The following is a 16,105-nucleotide window of genomic DNA, read 5'->3' on the forward strand; positions in this document are numbered from 1 at the left end:
TTCCTGCCGCGCCGCCGCCGCGCATATACTCAATCTTGCACAGCGCCTGCGCTGAACGCAGCATTCCTTGCACTGAACGAGATCGATGCGCCTGTCCAAGATATTCACCGTCGTCACCCTTGTCCTGTTCGTGCTCGCCTGCCTGCCGCTGGCCTGGATAGTCAATGGCGAGTGGGCGGTGTACCGCGCCGCCGACGAGGGGCTGGCTTCGATACAGATCGCCCATCTCGCCATGGTGGCGGTAGAGAAGATTTCCTTCGAGCGGGGCCCGGCCAATGTCCTGATCGGCTCGCCGGCCGATCAGGACGCCCGCGAGCGGCTGCGCCGCGCCCGGCAGACCAGCGACCGCGCGCTGCAGGATCTGGTCTCGGCCCTGTCGCCCTCGAGCTCCGCCTACCACCGGCAGGCGCTGGCCGCGGTGCGCTCCGCCCGGCAGCGCTTGAGCGAGGCGCGCCTGGGCATGGACCGGGTCATCGCCTCGCCGAGGCCCGCTTCGGCCGGGATCATGCCGTCTATCCGGCGGATGTTCGACGTGGTGCCCGCCATTCTCGAGGCGGTGACCGCCCTCTCCTCGCAGGCATCGAGCGTTTATCCCCAGTTGTCCCATCCGCTGAGCGGCGCCCGCATGGCGACCGAACTGCGCGAATACGCCGGCCGGCTGGGCTCGACGCTGACGCCCGCGCTGGCCGAGCAACGGCCGCTGGCCGAAAGCGAAACCCGGGACATCCACATCCTGCGCGGTCGCATCGAACAGCTGCGCGGCACGATACTGCAGCGCCTCAACGCTCCGTCCCTGCAACCGGGACCGCGCCAGGCGGTGGGAGACATGGAAAGCCTCTATTTCCGCGAAGGACTGGCGCAGGTGGACGACATCCTGCTCGACAGCCACCTCGGCCGCCCTTACCGGGTCAGCCTGGCCGAATTCACCGCCGGCTACGTGCCTACCCTGTACAGCATCGTCGAACTGCGCGACGCCATGCTGACCGCGGCGGCGGAGGAGGCCCGCGTCCAGCGGAGCGCCGCCTTCCGCCACCTGCTGGGCACCATCGCGCTGGGCGTGGTCGCACTGATCGCGCAACTGGCGCTGTTCGCCTACATCCGCTGGCTGATCGCCAGGCCGCTGCTGGCCGCGTCGCGGCTGCTGTCCGACCTCGCCGACGGCAAGCTGGACGCGGATATTCCCGACAGCCACCGGAAAGACGAAATCGGCGACGTGCTGCGCGCCATCGCCATCCTGCGGCGCAACAGCCAGGAAAAGCGCGCGCTGGAGCATGAGCGCCAAAGGTTGATCGACGAATTGACCGAGATGTCGCGGATCGACTTCCTGACCGGCATCACCAACCGGCGAGCGTTCACGCAGGCCGCCCACGCCGAGATCGCGCGCGCCGGCCTGGCGCGGGAGTCGGCGACGCTGATCCTGTTCGACATCGATCACTTCAAGCAGGTGAACGACCTGTACGGGCACGACTGCGGCGACGCGGTGCTGGTCCACGTCGCGGCCATCGTCGAGCGCGTCTGCCGCGAGGGCGACCTGGCCGGCCGCTACGGCGGCGAGGAGTTCGTGGTGCTGGCCTGCTACCGCGGGGCGTCGAACGGCGAGGCGCTGGCCGAACGGCTGCGCGCTGCCATCGCGGAATCGCCGTGCTTGCTGCCGTCCGGCCAGAAGCTGGCGGTCACCGCCAGTTTCGGCGTCGCCACGCTGGGCGAAGCCGCTCCCTCGCTTGAGCGGCTGCTGCAGGCCGCCGACCGCGCGCTGTACGCGGCGAAGCGGCTGGGGCGGAACCGGGTGATGGTGGACGCCAGCTGACCTCGCCCCCGGCGCCCGTCACGCCTGCAGCCTGCCGAGTTCCCTCAGGCGCTCTCCGATGCGGGCGATTTCCGCTTCGCCGGCCGCCAGCGCTTCCGGGCTGGTATGCACCGAGTAGTAGCCGGTGGCCAGCTCATGCGGATGCCGAGGCGACGAGCCCAGCACGAAGGCCGCGTCGCCGTCCGCGATGAACTCGATCGGTTCGCCCGACTCGGCGAAAGCCGCCAGCTCGCCGGCCGTCAGCGGCGCCGCCTCGCCGGCCACCCTCAGCGCGCCCGCATTCAACGCCGTCCAGGCCACCTCGTGTCCGGCCGGCGGCTCGAAGGTCCAGCGCTCGCCGTCCTTCAGGCTGACCGCCAGATAACTGATCCCTGCCGGCGACGGGACCGGGCTTTTCTCGCCGCCGTATTCGCCCAGCAGCACCTTGGCCGGACCCGCCTGCGGAATCCGCTCCGGCGCCAGGTACACGCTCTCGGCCGGCGCCAGCTCCAGCTCGGCCGGCAGCGCCAGCCACAGCTGGAAGCCCGCCATCCTGCGGGAGGCCGGCGTGGGCTCGCTGGCATGCCACACGCCCTTGCCGGCGCGCATCCACTCCACGCCGCCGGCCGGCAGCACGCCGCGCGCGCCGGTGGTGTCCTCGTAAGCCGCCTCGCCCTCGATCAGCCAGGTAAAAGTGGCGATGCCGGAATGCGGATGCAGGCCGAATCCCTGGTGGCCGCCGCTCAGGTCCAGGTCGAACCAGTCCAGGAACACGAAGGGTTTGAGCTTCCGGCCCAGGCGTCCCGGACTCAGCAACCGGGTGATGGGGCCATGGGCATTGCCGCGGGTGCGGTGGACGACGGCGCGCGGCTGGGCAAGCGTGATGGCGTTCATGGCGTATTCCTTGTCTGCAGATGACGTCTGTTCGATGTATACAGCTTAGCCTCCGCGCCATTATCAAACTAGACGGTATAATTGGATTTAACTCATCCAAAAAAAGAAGGAATGCCGCGATGCTGGATCTGAACGACGTCGCGCTGTTCGTACAAGTGGCCCGACTGGGCAGCTTCGCCGAGGCCGGCCGCCGACTGGGGCTGCCGGCCAACACCGTCAGCCGCCGCATCCAGCAGCTGGAGAATGCGCTGGACAGCCGGCTGATGCAGCGCAGCACCCGCAAATTGAGCCTGACCTCGGCCGGCGAAGCCTTCTACCAACGCTGCGCCGCCTCTGTGGACAGCCTGCTGGACGCCGGCCAGGCGCAGACCGGCGACGGCGGGGAGCCCGGCGGACTGATCCGGGTGGCGGCCACCGCCGACTTCTTCGACTTCCTGCCGATGGAGTGGGTGGCGGAATTCCTGGACGCGCACCCGCGGGTGAAGATCGAATTCGCGCTCAGCGACGCGCGGGCCGACCTGATCGCCGACCGGATCGACGTCGCCTTCCGCGGCGGGGAACTGGCCGATTCCGGCTACGTCGCCCGCCGCCTGCCGGTGGCGGGAGGAGGCGGGCTGGTGGCCAGCCCTGCCTACCTGGCCAGCCGCGGCGCGCCGGCCAGCCTGGCCGAACTGGCCGGACACGACTGCGTGACCACCCGCATCCCCGGCGAATGGACGACATGGAAACTGATCGGACCGGACGGCCGCGAGGAAGCGGTCCAGGTCGGCGGCCGCTTCCGCGGCGACACCGCGCAGGCCCAGCGGCGCGCGGCGCTGGCGGGGCTCGGCATCGCCCTGCTGCCTCCGGCGCTGGCCAGGCTGGACCTGGAGGCAGGCAGGCTGCGGCCTGTCCTGCCGCAATACCGCCGCCCCGGCCCCGGGCTCAGCGTGCTCTACCCCAGCCGCAAGCATCTGCCGGCGGCGGTGAGCGCCTTCGTCGACATGGTGGTGGAGCGGCTGTCGCGGAGCGCGCCGTCCGCCTGAGCGCATTTGGCAAATCTGCGCGCGGCGGCGAAAAGACTCGCCAAGAAATGCGCGGGGGCGCTTGGCATGATCTTCCGGTCAGGGAAACGCCCTGACTTTCCGGAGACAGAATATGCGAAGCCTTCCCCTCGCCGCGCTGTGCCTGGCCCTGGCCGCGGCGCTGTCGGCGCCGGCCCACGCCGCGCCCAAAACCTACAAGATGCCGCACCAGGCCAAGACCCAGGCCAAACCCAGACAGCCGGCGCCGCCGAGATTGTGGCGCCAGCGTCCGCCGACCGACTTCCAGGCCCGCTACCGTTTGCAGGACAACCGCACCGTGATCGGCCGCCCGCTGAAGAAGCTGATCCGCCACACCGCCACGCCGCAGTGCCAGGACATGAACGCGATGGCCGGCCACAGCGGCACCGATCTCGCCAACTACCTGGCCAGCCTGCCCGACTACACCTGCACCTACGGCCTGTTCGCGCTGGACAAGACGCTGGCCTCCGCCATCTACACCCCGGCCAACCTCAACGCCGTGGCCAGCCGCTTCGCGCAGGAGGCCGCCGCCTACAACGCCTCGTCGATGACGCTGGTCAACCTCACGCTCTACCTGCGCGCCGGCTACTACCTGGCCAGCACCGGCACGCTGCCGGCGCTGGACGCCAATCTGCAGGCCGTGCTGCGCCCCGGCATCAAGCAACTGGCCGACGGCGCGGCGCTGTTCGCCGCCAATGCCCAGGCGCCCACCACCGCCCACGAGGTGATGACGCTGATCACCAATATGGCGGACGAGGCCTACTACCTGCCCTCCATCCGGACCATCGTCCAGCGCTACACCAACACCGCGGCCAACCCGAACGCCGCGCAGGCGCTGCGCGAAACCACCGCCAGCCAGGGCTTCACCGGCGCGCTGACCGTGTTCTTCTACGCCCATGGCCGCGCCAACGCCGCGCCGCTGCTGCAGAACGACGGCAGCTACTCGGCGGCGCTGACCCAATTCGTCCAGGCGGACAAAGCCGGCCTGCTCGGCACCGAAACCGCCTACCAGCTGGGCGACGCCACCCGCGAAGGCCTGCGCTTCATGCAGTACCCGGCGCTGAAACCGGCGATCAAGCCCCAGGCCAAGGCCATCCTGGCCGGCAGCAGCATGACCGGCGCCGACAACGAGTTGTGGCTGGCGGCGGCCGAAGCGGTGAAGTACTACGACAACGACAACTGCGCCGAGTACGGCACCTGCGGCTTCGAAACCAGGCTGGCCGACGCCATCCTGGTCAACCGCTACACCTGCAGCCCCACCATCCATATCCGGGCCCAGGAAATGACCACGGACCAGATGCAATCCTCCTGCGCGCTGCTGCAGAAGGAGGAGTCGTACTTCCACCAGATGCTGCAGACGCGCAACCAGCCGGTGGCCAACGACAACAGCACCTCGCTGGAGGTGGTGGTATTCGACGACTACAACAATTACTCCAAGTACGCCGGTGTGATCTACGGCATCTCCACCGACAACGGCGGCATGTATCTGGAAGGCAACCCGGCCGATCCGAACAACCAGGCCCGCTTCATCGCCCACGAGGCCTCGTGGCTGCGCCCGGTGTTCAAGGTATGGAATCTGGAGCATGAATACATCCACTACCTGGACGGCCGCTTCGACATGTACGGCGACTTCGCCGCCGCCACCCAGCAGCCGACGGTATGGTGGATAGAGGGACTGGCCGAATACCTGTCGCTGCGCAACGACAACCAGACCGCCATCGACGTCGCCAAGACCGGCAACTACAAACTGAGCCAGATCTTCGGCAACACCTACGACATGCCCGATTACGTCACCCGCGCCTACCGCTGGGGCTATATGGCCACCCGCTTCATGTTCGAGCGCCACCGCGCCGACGTCGACGCCATGCTGCCGCTGTTCCGCAAGGGCGACTACGCGGGCGGCTACATGGGCATGATGCGGCAGATCGGCAGCCGCTACGACGGCGAATTCGCCAGCTGGGCGCAAAGCGCCACCACCGCCGGCCAGCCGCCGCTGCCGCCGTCTACCGGCCTGCCGGCCTGCAACGAGGGCTATCCGGAACGGCTGGGCAAGAATTGCTCGATTTCCGGCCTGTCCTCGTCCAGCGCCGCCTACGCCACCATCTGGGTGCCGGCCGGCGCGCGCAATCTGAAGCTGTGGACCAGCGGCGGCAGCGGCGACGTGGATCTCTACGTGGCCAAGGACCGCTATCCGACGCCGGCCAGCTACGACTACGCGTCGGCCGCCTCCGGCAACGAGGAATCGGTGGCCATCGCCGCGCCTCAGGCCGGCCACTGGTACTACCTGACGCTGCAGGCGAAGCAGCCTTTCGCCAACGTCGCCGTCAGCGCCAGCTACGAATAGCGGGATGGGGCTTCGCCGCGGCGGCATTCGGCGCCGCCGCGGCATTCTTGCAAAACGCATACAGATGAGCGATGCTGTTTTAAATAAATGCCAAAGGAATAAGTGTCGGATCGGATGGCGCCTCCATCTCGCCGCCCGGCGGCGGCATTTGCGCAAGGATCGTCCCATCATGAACATGCCCCTGCAGCAGCCGCATCTCGTCAGCGACCTGCCCGCCGTCCGCGCGATGGCCGCGCTGTTCGACCACCTGCCCGACGTGGTGTTCGCGGTCAAGGATCTGGACAGCCGCTACCTGGCGCTCAGCGAAGGCTGCGTGCACCGCTGCGCGCTGCGCAACCGCGTCCAGGCCGAGGGCCGCACCGCGCACGAGCTGTTTCCCCACGCGATGGCGAACCGCTACCGGGAACAGGACAGCCTGCTGTTCGCCGAACGGCTGCCGCTGCGCAACCGGCTGGACCTGACCGTCTACCCGGACGGCTCGCCCGGCTGGTGCCTGACCAGCAAGCAGCCGCTGCTCCATCCTGACGGCCGCCTGCTGGGCCTGGTCTGCATCTCGAAAGACCTGGCCGACCTCACCCGCGAAAGGCTGCTGGACGCGCGCTTCGCCGCCTGCGTCGATCACATCCAGGCCCACTACCACCGCCCGCTGCACCTCGAGGAACTGTGCGATCTGTCCGGCCTCAGCATCGGCCAGCTGGACCGCAGGATGAAGCGGGTGTTCCAGCTGTGCGCCGGCGATTTCATCCGCCGCACGCGGATGGAAGCCGCCTGCCACGCGATACGCCACAGCCGCCGTCCGCTGGCCGACATCGCCGCCGGCTGCGGTTTTTCCGACCAGAGCGCCCTCACCCGGCTATGCCGCCAGTTGCTGGGACTCAGTCCGCGCCAGCTCCGCTGGCAGGCGCTGGCCGCGCAGCAGACCTGAGCCACTGGTACATTCTTTCCATCGCGTCGCTGCGCAAGGCGTTCTCCGGCCGCGACAGCCACCATTGCGCGCCCGGCAGCCTCGGATAGCCGGCCAGCGTCCGCAGTCGGCCTTCGCGCAGATCCTCATCCACTGCCAACGAGGACAGGCAGGCGATGCCGTGGCCTCGCAGCGCGGCGTCGCGCGCCAGCTGGACATCGTCGTAGATGGCCGCCACCCCGAGCCGCTGCTGCAATCGGCGCGCTTCCGCTTCGACGCCATCCGGCAGCCGCGCCCGCTCCAGGCACACCAGCCGCGCCCAGTCACGGTGACGCTCGAACGGCAGCCCCGCCAGCCTTTCGGCCAGCGCCGGCGCGCAGACGAACAGCCACTCGTCGCGCAGCCAGCGCGCATCCTCCCAGCCGGCCATGGCCAGGGGCCGCGGCGAAATCAGCAGATCCAGGTCGACCTCGTCCGCCTGGCCGGGCGCCTCGTCGGTGGACAGCAAGGGGACGATATCGGGGTGGGCGGCGCGCAGCGCGGGCAGCCGCGGCTGCAGCCAGCCCTGCAGCAGAGAGGCCGGCCCCACCAGCGCCACCAGGCCGGGATCGGTGTAAGCGGCGATCCGGTCCAGGCCGCGACGCAGGGTTTCCAACGCGCGCCCCACGCTTTGCAGCAGCATTTCGCCGGCGAAAGTCAGTTCCACGCCGCGCCCCACCCGGTGGAACAGCGGCTGGCCGACGAATGCCTCCAGTTGCTGGATCTGGTGGCTGATCGCCGATTGCGACAGGTGCAGCGACTCGGCGGCGCGGGAGAAGCTGCCTATCCGCGCGGCGGCCTCGAAACCGGCCAACAACCTCAGCGAAGGCAGCCTTGACGCGCGCTCCTCCGGCGATTCCTCGCCGATTGCCTGGTGCTCAGACATGTCCGTCCCCCTCAAGCGGGCTGCTGCTGCGTCGCGCAGTGAATGCCGCCGCCGCCGGCCGCGATGGCGTCTATGTTCAGCTGCACCACCTCGCGTTCCGGGAACAGCTCGCGCAACGCGCTCCTGGCGTTGCGGTCTGCCCTGGCGTCGCCGAACTCCAGCGCGATCACCGCGCCATTGCAGACGTAGAAATTGATGTAGCCGGCGGCCATCTCATCATCCTCGTACTCGGGCCGGACGCGGTCCGGCCCCGGAATCGCCACCACCTCCAGCTTGCGTCCGCGCGCATCGCGCGCTTGCCGCAGCATGGCCAGGTGACGACGGGTCACCTGGTAGTCATAGGACGCCGGGTCGGTCTCCAGGCCGGCCACCACCACGCCGGGCCGGGCGAAGCGCGCGTAGAAATCAGTATGGCCGTCGGTGATGTCGCGCCCGGCCACGCCCGGCAGCCAGATCACCTTCTCCACGCCCAGCACACGGCGCAGCTCGCCCTCGCATTGCGCCTTGCTCCAGCCGGGATTGCGGTTGGCGTTGAGCACGCAGCTTTCCGTGATGATGGCCGTGCCTTCGCCGTCCACCTCGATGCCTCCGCCCTCCAGCACCAATCCGGACCGCAACGGAAGCGCGCCCGCGCGCCCGGCGACGAAGCCGGCCACCCTGGCGTCGCGTCCGTGCGCCTGCTTGCCGCCCCAGCCGTTGAAATTGAAATCGACCGCGGCCATCCCGCCCGCGCCGGTTTTGACGAACACCGGCCCGCTGTCGCGTATCCACAAGTCGTCCAGCGGCTGCGCCACCAGCTCCACGCCTGAACCGCACAGCCTGCCCGCCAAATCCAGCTCGTTCTCGCGCGCCAGCATGCGCACCGGCTCGAAAGCCGCGATCGCCGACGCCACTCGCGCCAGATCCCGACGCACCTCCGGCAACAGGCGCGCGCCCCACACCGACAGGCTGGGGCCGAAGGCCATCCAGGTTGCCGCATGCGGCGCGCCTTCATCAGGCATGATGCGCCCGTCCGCGGCCGCCAGCGCGCCGCCTGCCTGCGTCTTGCCGGCCAGCCATCCCCCCGCCGCCAGCAGGCTTCCGCCCAGAAATCATCGTCTGCTCACCATCGTTGTCTCCCTGACTGAATCCATGGGCAGGATTGTGCAAGCAGATCTTCATTTGAAAAATTGATTAATTTTCCGCAAACCAATCAAGTTACATCATATATCGATATGAAATTTTTCCTAACTGGTCTTTTAATGCACCAGTAAAAATACTAATGGCATGGAAATGCGATCGGCACTAACCCTATAACGGTATGACTGCTAGCCAAACGCCCGGATTCCAAGCCCCACGGACCTGTCAACCATGCTCAACTGCGCCAGCGAAAACAGGACGCCCCTCTCGGGCTCGCTCCCTCTGCCCGGCATCCGGGAAAGCGATGTCTGCTTCGAGCTGCTGATCCAGTTTGTGGAAGACCACGCGATCATCCTGCTGGATCCGGACGGGCTGATCCGAAGCTGGAACGCCGGCGCGGAGCGCATCCACGGCCACACCGTTCCGCAGGCGCTGGGCCGCCATTTCAGCTGCTTGCTGCCGCCCGCGGACGACGCCTACCTGCAGGCGATGCGCGAGCTGTCGCAGGCAGCTCAGGACGGCCGCTACGCCGGCGAGCGCTGGCACGTCCGCAACGACGGCAGCCGCTTTCTCGCCGACATTCTGCTGGTCCCGCTGCGGGACGCGGGCGGCGAGCTGCGCGGCTACGCCAAGATCACCCGCGACCTCAGCCATCGCAAACAGCTGGAGAATCGCTTCTGCCAGGTGGTCCAGGAATCGCCGAACGCGATGATCATGATCAACGGCGCGGGCTCCATCATCCTGTCCAACCGCCTGGCCGAAGCGATGTTCGGCTATCCCGGCGACGAACTGCTGGGCATGAGCATCGAAAAACTGATGCCAGAGCGCTTCCGCGGCCGCCACGGCCACCTGCGCCAGGGTTTCCTGCGCCAGCCCGAAGCCCGGCCCATGGGGGTGGGCCGCGACCTGTACGGCCTGCGCAAGGACGGTTGCGAATTCCCGATCGAAATCGGCCTCAACCCCATCGAAACCGAGGCCGGTCCGATGGTGCTGGCCGGCATCGTCGACATCACCGCCCGCAAGCAGACGCAACGCCAGCTGGAAACCGCTCTGCAAGAGAAAACCACGCTGCTGAACGAGGTCCACCACCGGGTCAAAAACAATCTGCAGGTGATCATCAGCCTGCTGAACATGCAGACCCAGTACGTGCGCGAGGAAAGCACCCGCGGCGTGCTGCAGGACAGCCAGGCGCGAGTGCGCTCGATGGCGCTGATACACCAGCTGCTGTACGAGCGCCACGATTTTTCCAAGGTGGACCTGGGCGAATACCTGCAGCGCTTCAACCACTTGCTGCTGAGCAGCTACGGCCAGCTGGCCAGCGGCCTGAAAGTGGAGCTGGACGCGCCGGCGGGGCTGGTCTGCATCGAACTGCAGCGGGCGACGCCCTGCGGCCTGCTGATCAACGAGCTGCTGACCAACGCGATCAAACACGCCTATCCGGATGGGCAGGGCACCATCTGGATGCGGCTGGCCCGCCAGGACGAACGGCGGGCGCTGCTGGTCGTGGCCGACCACGGCGTGGGACTGCCCGGCGCCGCCCCCGCCTCCCGGCCCAACTCGCTGGGCCTGCAGCTGGTGCCCATGCTGGCCGAACAGATGGGCGCCCGCCTGAACACGCTGGACAACCGGCCCGGCGTGCGCGTGGAGGTCAGCTTTCCGGTATTCGGCGCGGGAGAAGGCCAGTGAAGAACGTGCGCATACTGATCGTCGAGGATGAGCGCATCATCGCCATGGACTTGCAGCTGCAGCTGCAGGCGCTCGGCTACCAGATATGCGGCGTGGTGGCCGACGGCCGCCTGGCCGTGGAGCGGGCGGAAAAGGAGCAACCCGACCTGGTGCTGATGGACATCCACCTCGAGGGAGAACTGGACGGCGTGAACGCCGCCTGCGAAATCTACCGCCGCCACAAAATACCCATCGTCTTTCTCAGCGCCTACGCCGAAAACGCGACGCTGCAGCGCGCCGAAAGCGCGATGCCCTACGGCTACCTGGTCAAGCCGGTGTCCCCGCGCGAGCTGCACGCCACGCTGCAGATGGCCATGGTGCGCTTCGGCATCCAGCGCCGGGCCGACGAACAGCTGGGCAGGATGGGCAAGGCGATGCAGGCCGCCGAACTGGATGTCTGGGAATGGCGGGTGGAAACCGACCAGATGCAGATGTTCAGCCTCACCGGCAGCGAACCGCTGGCTTCGGGACTGGCCGGCAACGAATCGATCCGGCACTTCATCGAGCAAGTGGACGCCCGAGACGCCGCCGCGGTAAGCGACGCGATATCCCTTGCGCGGGACCATGGCCAGGCGCTGGACATCCAGTTCCGCGCCCGCACGGGGGCCGAGCAGGACGAACGCTGGCTGCGCGCGCGCGCGCGATGCTTCGACGATGGCGAGCCCGGCAGACGCATCGTCGGCGTGCTGCAGGACATCACCGGGCAGCGCCGGACCGAGGAACGGCTGCGCCAGGCCGCCACGGTGTTCGACTCCACCGCCGAAGGCATCGCGATCCTGGATGCGCGCCGCAAGGTGGTGTCGGTCAATCCGGCCTTCACCCAGCAAACCGGCTACAGCCCCGAGGAGGCGATGGCCTGGCCTGACATCGACCCGCTGTACCAAACGCCGAACAACTTCATCCAGCCCAGTTCGCCGGCCTCTCCCGAAGAGCGCAAGCTGTGGCAGGGCAACGTCAACTACCTGCACAAGAACGGCAAGGTTCTCAATATCTGGGAGAGCATCAGCATCGTGCCCGGCCCCGACGGCGGCGTCGCCAACTACGTGCTGGTGTTCTCCGACATCAGTTCGGTGCTGGCCGCTCAGGAACAGCTGGATTACCTGGCCAAGCATGATCCGCTGACCAATCTGTGCAACCGCCGCATGCTGCAGGACAGGATGGAATACGAACTGGCCCAGGCGATGCGCCGCCAGAAGATGATGGCGGTGCTGCTGATAGACCTCGACCACTTCAAGACCATCAACGACTCGCTCGGCCACGGCCACGGCGACCAGTTGCTGGCCACCATCGCCACCCGCCTGCAGGGCAGCGTGCGCGCCAGCGACACCGTGGCGCGGCTAGGCGGCGACGAATTCTGCATCGTGCTGGGGGATATCGAATCGCCGGGAGACGTGGATCTGATGGGGCAGAAACTGCTGCAGCGCCTGGCCGAGCCGGTCCGCCTGGAGCAGATGGTGTGCTACGTGACCGGCAGCATAGGCATCTCGATGGCGCCGACCGACGGCATGGGCGTGGACGAGCTGCTGCGCAACGCAGACCAGGCGATGTACGGCGCCAAGCACGCCGGCCGCAACCGCTACTGCTTCTTCGCGCCGGCGATGCAAAAGGCCGCGGAAGTCAGGCTGCAGATATCCAGCGGCCTGCACCTGGCGCTGGAGCAGGGACAGTTCCGGCTGGAGTTCCAGCCCATCGTCGATCTCTCCTGCGGCAGGATACGCAAGGCGGAAGCGCTGTTGCGCTGGCACCATCCGCAGCACGGCGTCATCAACCCGGCGGTGTTCATCCCGATCGCCGAGGAGTGCGGCCTGATCGCCAAGATCTGCGAGTGGGTGTACGACCAGGCGCTGGACTTCATCCGCGCGTGGCGCGACATGCTGCGCGACGATCTGCGCATCGCGATCAACGTGTCGGCCCTGCACTTCCGCGATCTGCGCAACCCAGTCCGCTGGCTGGACAAGCTGACCCGGGCCGGCGTGCCCGGCGAGGCGCTGATGCTGGAAATCACCGAGTCCCTGCTCCTGGATGCCGACCACAAGGTACAGGAGGCGCTGGACCTGTATCGGGCGGCCGGCATCCAGATCGCGCTCGACGATTTCGGCACCGGCTACTCCGCGCTGTCCTACCTGAAACGCTACCGCCTGGACTACCTGAAAATAGACCAGGCCTTCGTCGGCCAGATCGCCGAAGAACCGCGCGACCACGCGCTGTGCGAGGCCATCGTGGTCATGGCCCACAAGCTGGGCCTGAATGTCATCGCGGAAGGCGTGGAAACCCCGGCCCAGGCGGCCATCCTGCAGGCCTGCCGCTGCGAGCACGCGCAGGGTTTCCTGTATTCCCGCCCCCTGCCGGCCGAGCGCTTCGTCGAGCTGCTGCGGAGCCACGGCGGCAGCCTGCCCGGAGACTTCCCGCCGCAAACGCACAGAGAGCCGGCTTGACCGTCCGGCTCCGCCGGGCGAGGATGGGGACAGATTACGCCCGACAAGGCCAGACATGCTGGACATCCGCCCCGCCTCCCTCGAAGACCTGGACGGCGTCGCCGCGCTGCTGCAGGCCAACGCGCCGTCCAGCGGCGGCTCGCTGACCGGTGAATTTCCAGCCGCCAAGGTCGCCGCGATGCTGCGCTCGGACTTGCCGGAGGTCGCAGCCCTGCGCGATGGCCGCATCGTCGGCGTCCTGTTCGCCTCGTCCACGACCCAACCCTCTCCGCCTCCGCCAGTGGCGGCCATGCTGCGCGCCTGGCCCGGCGAACCCGACGCCTATGTCTATGGCCCGGTCTGCGTGGCGGAATCCGAACGCGGCCAAGGCCTGCCGGCCCGGCTCTACGCCGCGCAGCGATCCCTTCTGCCCGGCAGGGAAGCCATCCTGTTCATCCGTCGCGACAACGCCGCCTCGCTGCGCGCGCACCTGCGGCTGGGCCTGCGCGAGGTGGCCGGATTCACGCTGGCGGGGGCGGCATACGCGGTGCTGAGCGGCACAGATCATTCAAAAAGTTAAATATCCGCATTAGCACTTAAGTATTCGTCACGAGGCGCATGGCCGCGCTTGGCGGCTATACCTGCAAGGCGGCAAGCCGCCGCGAAGGCGGATCTGCGCCCCAGCCTTATATCTGCCCGTCCTGCGGCAAGCGGCGCCAAACCAGGAGCAGCCGAAATGCCTACCCTCCGCATGCGCAAGAACGTATCCACGCTGGATGCCGGCGACCAGACGCTGCTGTGGTACGCCCGCGCCGTGCACGACATGCAGCAGCGCCCGTCCAGCGACGCCACCAGCTGGCAATACCAGGCGGCGGTGCACGGCACGCGGCAGAATCCGGCCGCCTTCACGCCGGACCAGCGCCAGGCCTGGGCGCAATGCCAGCACGCCACCTGGTTTTTCCTGCCCTGGCACCGCGCCTACCTGGGCATATTCGAAGACATCGTCGCGAATACCGTGGCCAGGTTGGGCGGCCCACAGGACTGGGCACTGCCATACTGGAACTACAGCGACCCCGGCGCCCGCGCGCTTCCTTCCGCCTTCGCCGCCAAACAGTTCGCCGGCCTGCCCGGCCAGAACCCCCTGCTGGTGGAGCGCGATCAGGGCAACGACGGCAAGCCCTTTCTGGACAACAAGGCGGTCAACCTGAACTGTCTGAAACGCAAGGGTTTCGCCGGGCATTTGGCGCCGGGCGGAGACTCGGGCTTCGGCGGACCGATGCGCGGACCCAACCACATGGGAGACAGCGACCAGGGGCAACTGGAAATGGTGCCCCACGACATGATACACAGCGACATCGGCGGGCTGATGGGCGACCCGGACACCGCTGCGCTCGACCCCATCTTCTGGCTGCATCACGCCAACATCGACCGGCTCTGGGAGATATGGCGCAAGATGGGCAACGCCAACCCCTCCGATCCAAAATGGCTGAACGCCACCCGTTTCTTCTTCCACGACGCCGCGGGCAAGGCGGTTTCTTTCGCGCCCCAGGACGTGTTGGATACCGCCAACGGCCCTTGGCACTACCAGTACGACAATCTCGCCAATCCGCTGGGCAACGTCCACTAGCCGCGCCCGGCCATCACGGGAGGACCCACTCATGTCAACGGAACACCCTAGCGAGATGGTGGCCGCCACGCAGGAATCATTCCCGCTGGCATCCCGGGGCGTCACGGTCAGCCTGCCCGTAGCGGCGCCCACCGGCCCGGCGCTGAAAGCCCAGGCCGGCGGCAAACCTCGCCAAGCCTATCTCCGGGTCGAACGGATCACCGGGAAAGGCATGCCGCCGGGCTACGAGATCTATCTGCATCCGCCGGGCGAAAACCAGCCCAGCCGCCGGGAAGAGCTGTGCGCCGGCGTGCTGCCGCTGTTCGGCTTGGACAAGGCGTCCCGGCAAGGCGCTGGGCATGCGGGCACCGGCCTGCATTACGTGTTCGACGTCACCGAGCTGATGGAAAGGCTGGAACGGGAACCCGGCTGGGATCCCCAGGACCTGCGCGTCACCTTCGTGCCCAGACGGCAGCCCAGGCAAGATGCCGAAGTCCGGGTGGGACGGGTCAGCCTGTATTACGCATAGCCGCGGATCGAGACGATGCGCCCGCCATCCATCCGCGGCTCCCGCCTCGCCGCGGCGCGAGCATGGCCGGCCGTTCTGGAACAAGCGTCGGGCTGGCTGCGGCGGCACCCCGAGTGGTGGATGCTGTCGCTGTGCGCCGCGGCATGGCTGTGGCTGCAGTTGAAGCCGGACGGCGCCGGACTCGCCTCCGTCTGCCGCGCGGCCTCCGGCAGGCCGGAACGGATCGCGGTCGCCGCGCCGGACGGCGGCCTGCCGCTGATGACGGCGGCGATGATGCTGCCGCTGGCGGCGGGCTCCTCCCGGTACGCGGCCTTCCGCAGCCTGTGGCGTCGCCGGCATCGGGCGATCGCCGTCTTCCTGTGCGGCTATCTTGCCGTCTGGCTGGCCGCGGGCTGGCTGCTGGATGAGATGGCCGCGCCATGGCTTGCCGCCATCAACGACAAGCCGCTGGCCCTCGCCGGCATCGCGCTGGCCGCGGCCGCCTGGCAGCTCTGCCCGGCCAAGGCCGCCGCGCTGGCGGCCTGCCACCAGGGCCATTCGCTGGCGCCTTCAGGCTGGCCGGCCGACCGGGACTGCCTGCTGTATGGCTTTCGAAACGGCGCGGCCTGCGTCCGCAGCTGCTGGCTGCTGATGCTGCTGCCCGTCGCCGGCGGCCACGATCTGGCGATGATGCTGGCAGCCACTGCGCTGGCCGCAGCGGAGCGCTATCTCCGGCCCGCGGCCGGCCTCTCGGCGGCCGCGCTGCTCGGCCTGGCGCTGTGGCGCGCGCTGGCCTCTTAGCGCTTGTTTACGCTCTTTTTGCGAGCTGCAGGCCCG

13 protein-coding genes are annotated in these 16,105 nt (G+C 68.0%); 10 read left to right on the top strand and 3 right to left on the bottom strand.

Features of this window, described 5'->3' with window-relative positions:
* Positions 1-85: 85 nt before the first annotated feature.
* Positions 86-1,807, top strand: coding sequence for a diguanylate cyclase (locus tag CV_RS16030; protein WP_011136799.1), 1,722 nt, complete (start codon positions 86-88; stop codon positions 1,805-1,807).
* A gap of 18 nt (positions 1,808-1,825) precedes the next feature.
* Here the strand turns inward: CV_RS16030 and CV_RS16035 are convergent, their stop codons facing one another.
* Positions 1,826-2,680: a pirin family protein gene (locus tag CV_RS16035; RefSeq protein WP_011136800.1), complete on the bottom strand. Its 855-nt coding sequence runs from the start codon at positions 2,678-2,680 to the stop codon at positions 1,826-1,828.
* A 119-nt stretch (positions 2,681-2,799) separates the two neighbouring features.
* Here CV_RS16035 and CV_RS16040 point away from each other — a divergent pair, with 119 nt between their 5' ends.
* The 3 genes from CV_RS16040 to CV_RS16050 all read left to right on the top strand — a co-directional run bounded on the left by CV_RS16040 (position 2,800) and on the right by CV_RS16050 (position 6,992).
* Positions 2,800-3,705 carry a LysR family transcriptional regulator gene (locus CV_RS16040; RefSeq protein WP_011136801.1) on the top strand — a complete coding sequence of 302 codons (906 nt, stop codon included), beginning with the start codon at positions 2,800-2,802 and terminating at the stop codon, positions 3,703-3,705.
* A gap of 112 nt (positions 3,706-3,817) precedes the next feature.
* On the top strand, positions 3,818-6,067 hold the full coding sequence (locus tag CV_RS16045; protein ID WP_011136802.1) for a M9 family metallopeptidase: 2,250 nt from the start codon (positions 3,818-3,820) through the stop codon (positions 6,065-6,067).
* A gap of 169 nt (positions 6,068-6,236) precedes the next feature.
* Entirely contained in the window at positions 6,237-6,992 is a 756-nt protein-coding gene (locus CV_RS16050) for an AraC family transcriptional regulator (protein WP_198403962.1), read from the top strand.
* On the opposite strand, the gene CV_RS16055 is transcribed toward CV_RS16050, so the two are convergent.
* A complete protein-coding gene (locus tag CV_RS16055) occupies positions 6,943-7,896 on the bottom strand; it encodes a LysR family transcriptional regulator (protein WP_011136804.1) in 954 nt (317 codons plus the stop codon). The genes CV_RS16050 and CV_RS16055 overlap by 50 nt on opposite strands.
* Positions 7,897-7,907: 11 nt before the next feature.
* Positions 7,908-8,897, bottom strand: a complete 990-nt coding sequence (locus tag CV_RS16060; protein WP_011136805.1) for an agmatine deiminase family protein — start codon at positions 8,895-8,897, stop codon at positions 7,908-7,910.
* A gap of 349 nt (positions 8,898-9,246) precedes the next feature.
* Between CV_RS16060 and CV_RS16065 the strand changes: the two genes are divergently transcribed.
* The 6 genes from CV_RS16065 (at position 9,247) to CV_RS22310 (ending at position 16,069) form a co-directional block, all read left to right on the top strand.
* A complete protein-coding gene (locus tag CV_RS16065; RefSeq protein WP_011136806.1) occupies positions 9,247-10,701 on the top strand; it encodes a sensor histidine kinase in 1,455 nt (484 codons plus the stop codon).
* Positions 10,698-13,175: a two-component system response regulator gene (locus tag CV_RS16070; protein ID WP_011136807.1), complete on the top strand. Its 2,478-nt coding sequence runs from the start codon at positions 10,698-10,700 to the stop codon at positions 13,173-13,175. The genes CV_RS16065 and CV_RS16070 overlap by 4 nt, the downstream gene beginning before the upstream one ends.
* 55 nt (positions 13,176-13,230) lie before the next feature.
* The gene (locus tag CV_RS16075) at positions 13,231-13,734 is read left to right on the top strand and encodes a GNAT family N-acetyltransferase (protein WP_011136808.1); all 504 of its coding nucleotides are present in this window, start codon (positions 13,231-13,233) and stop codon (positions 13,732-13,734) included.
* Positions 13,735-13,890: 156 nt separating this feature from the next.
* Complete coding sequence (locus CV_RS16080; protein WP_011136809.1) at positions 13,891-14,781, top strand: tyrosinase family protein; 891 nt, start codon at positions 13,891-13,893, stop codon at positions 14,779-14,781.
* Between the two features lie 31 nt (positions 14,782-14,812).
* Complete coding sequence (locus CV_RS16085; RefSeq protein WP_011136810.1) at positions 14,813-15,289, top strand: hypothetical protein; 477 nt, start codon at positions 14,813-14,815, stop codon at positions 15,287-15,289.
* 15 nt (positions 15,290-15,304) lie between these two features.
* Positions 15,305-16,069 (top strand): DUF2182 domain-containing protein, encoded by a 765-nt coding sequence (locus CV_RS22310; RefSeq protein ID WP_011136811.1) that lies wholly within the window; start codon positions 15,305-15,307, stop codon positions 16,067-16,069.
* Positions 16,070-16,105 lie beyond the last annotated feature (36 nt).

Source organism: Chromobacterium violaceum ATCC 12472, from assembly GCF_000007705.1.
GTDB lineage: Bacteria > Pseudomonadota > Gammaproteobacteria > Burkholderiales > Chromobacteriaceae > Chromobacterium > Chromobacterium violaceum.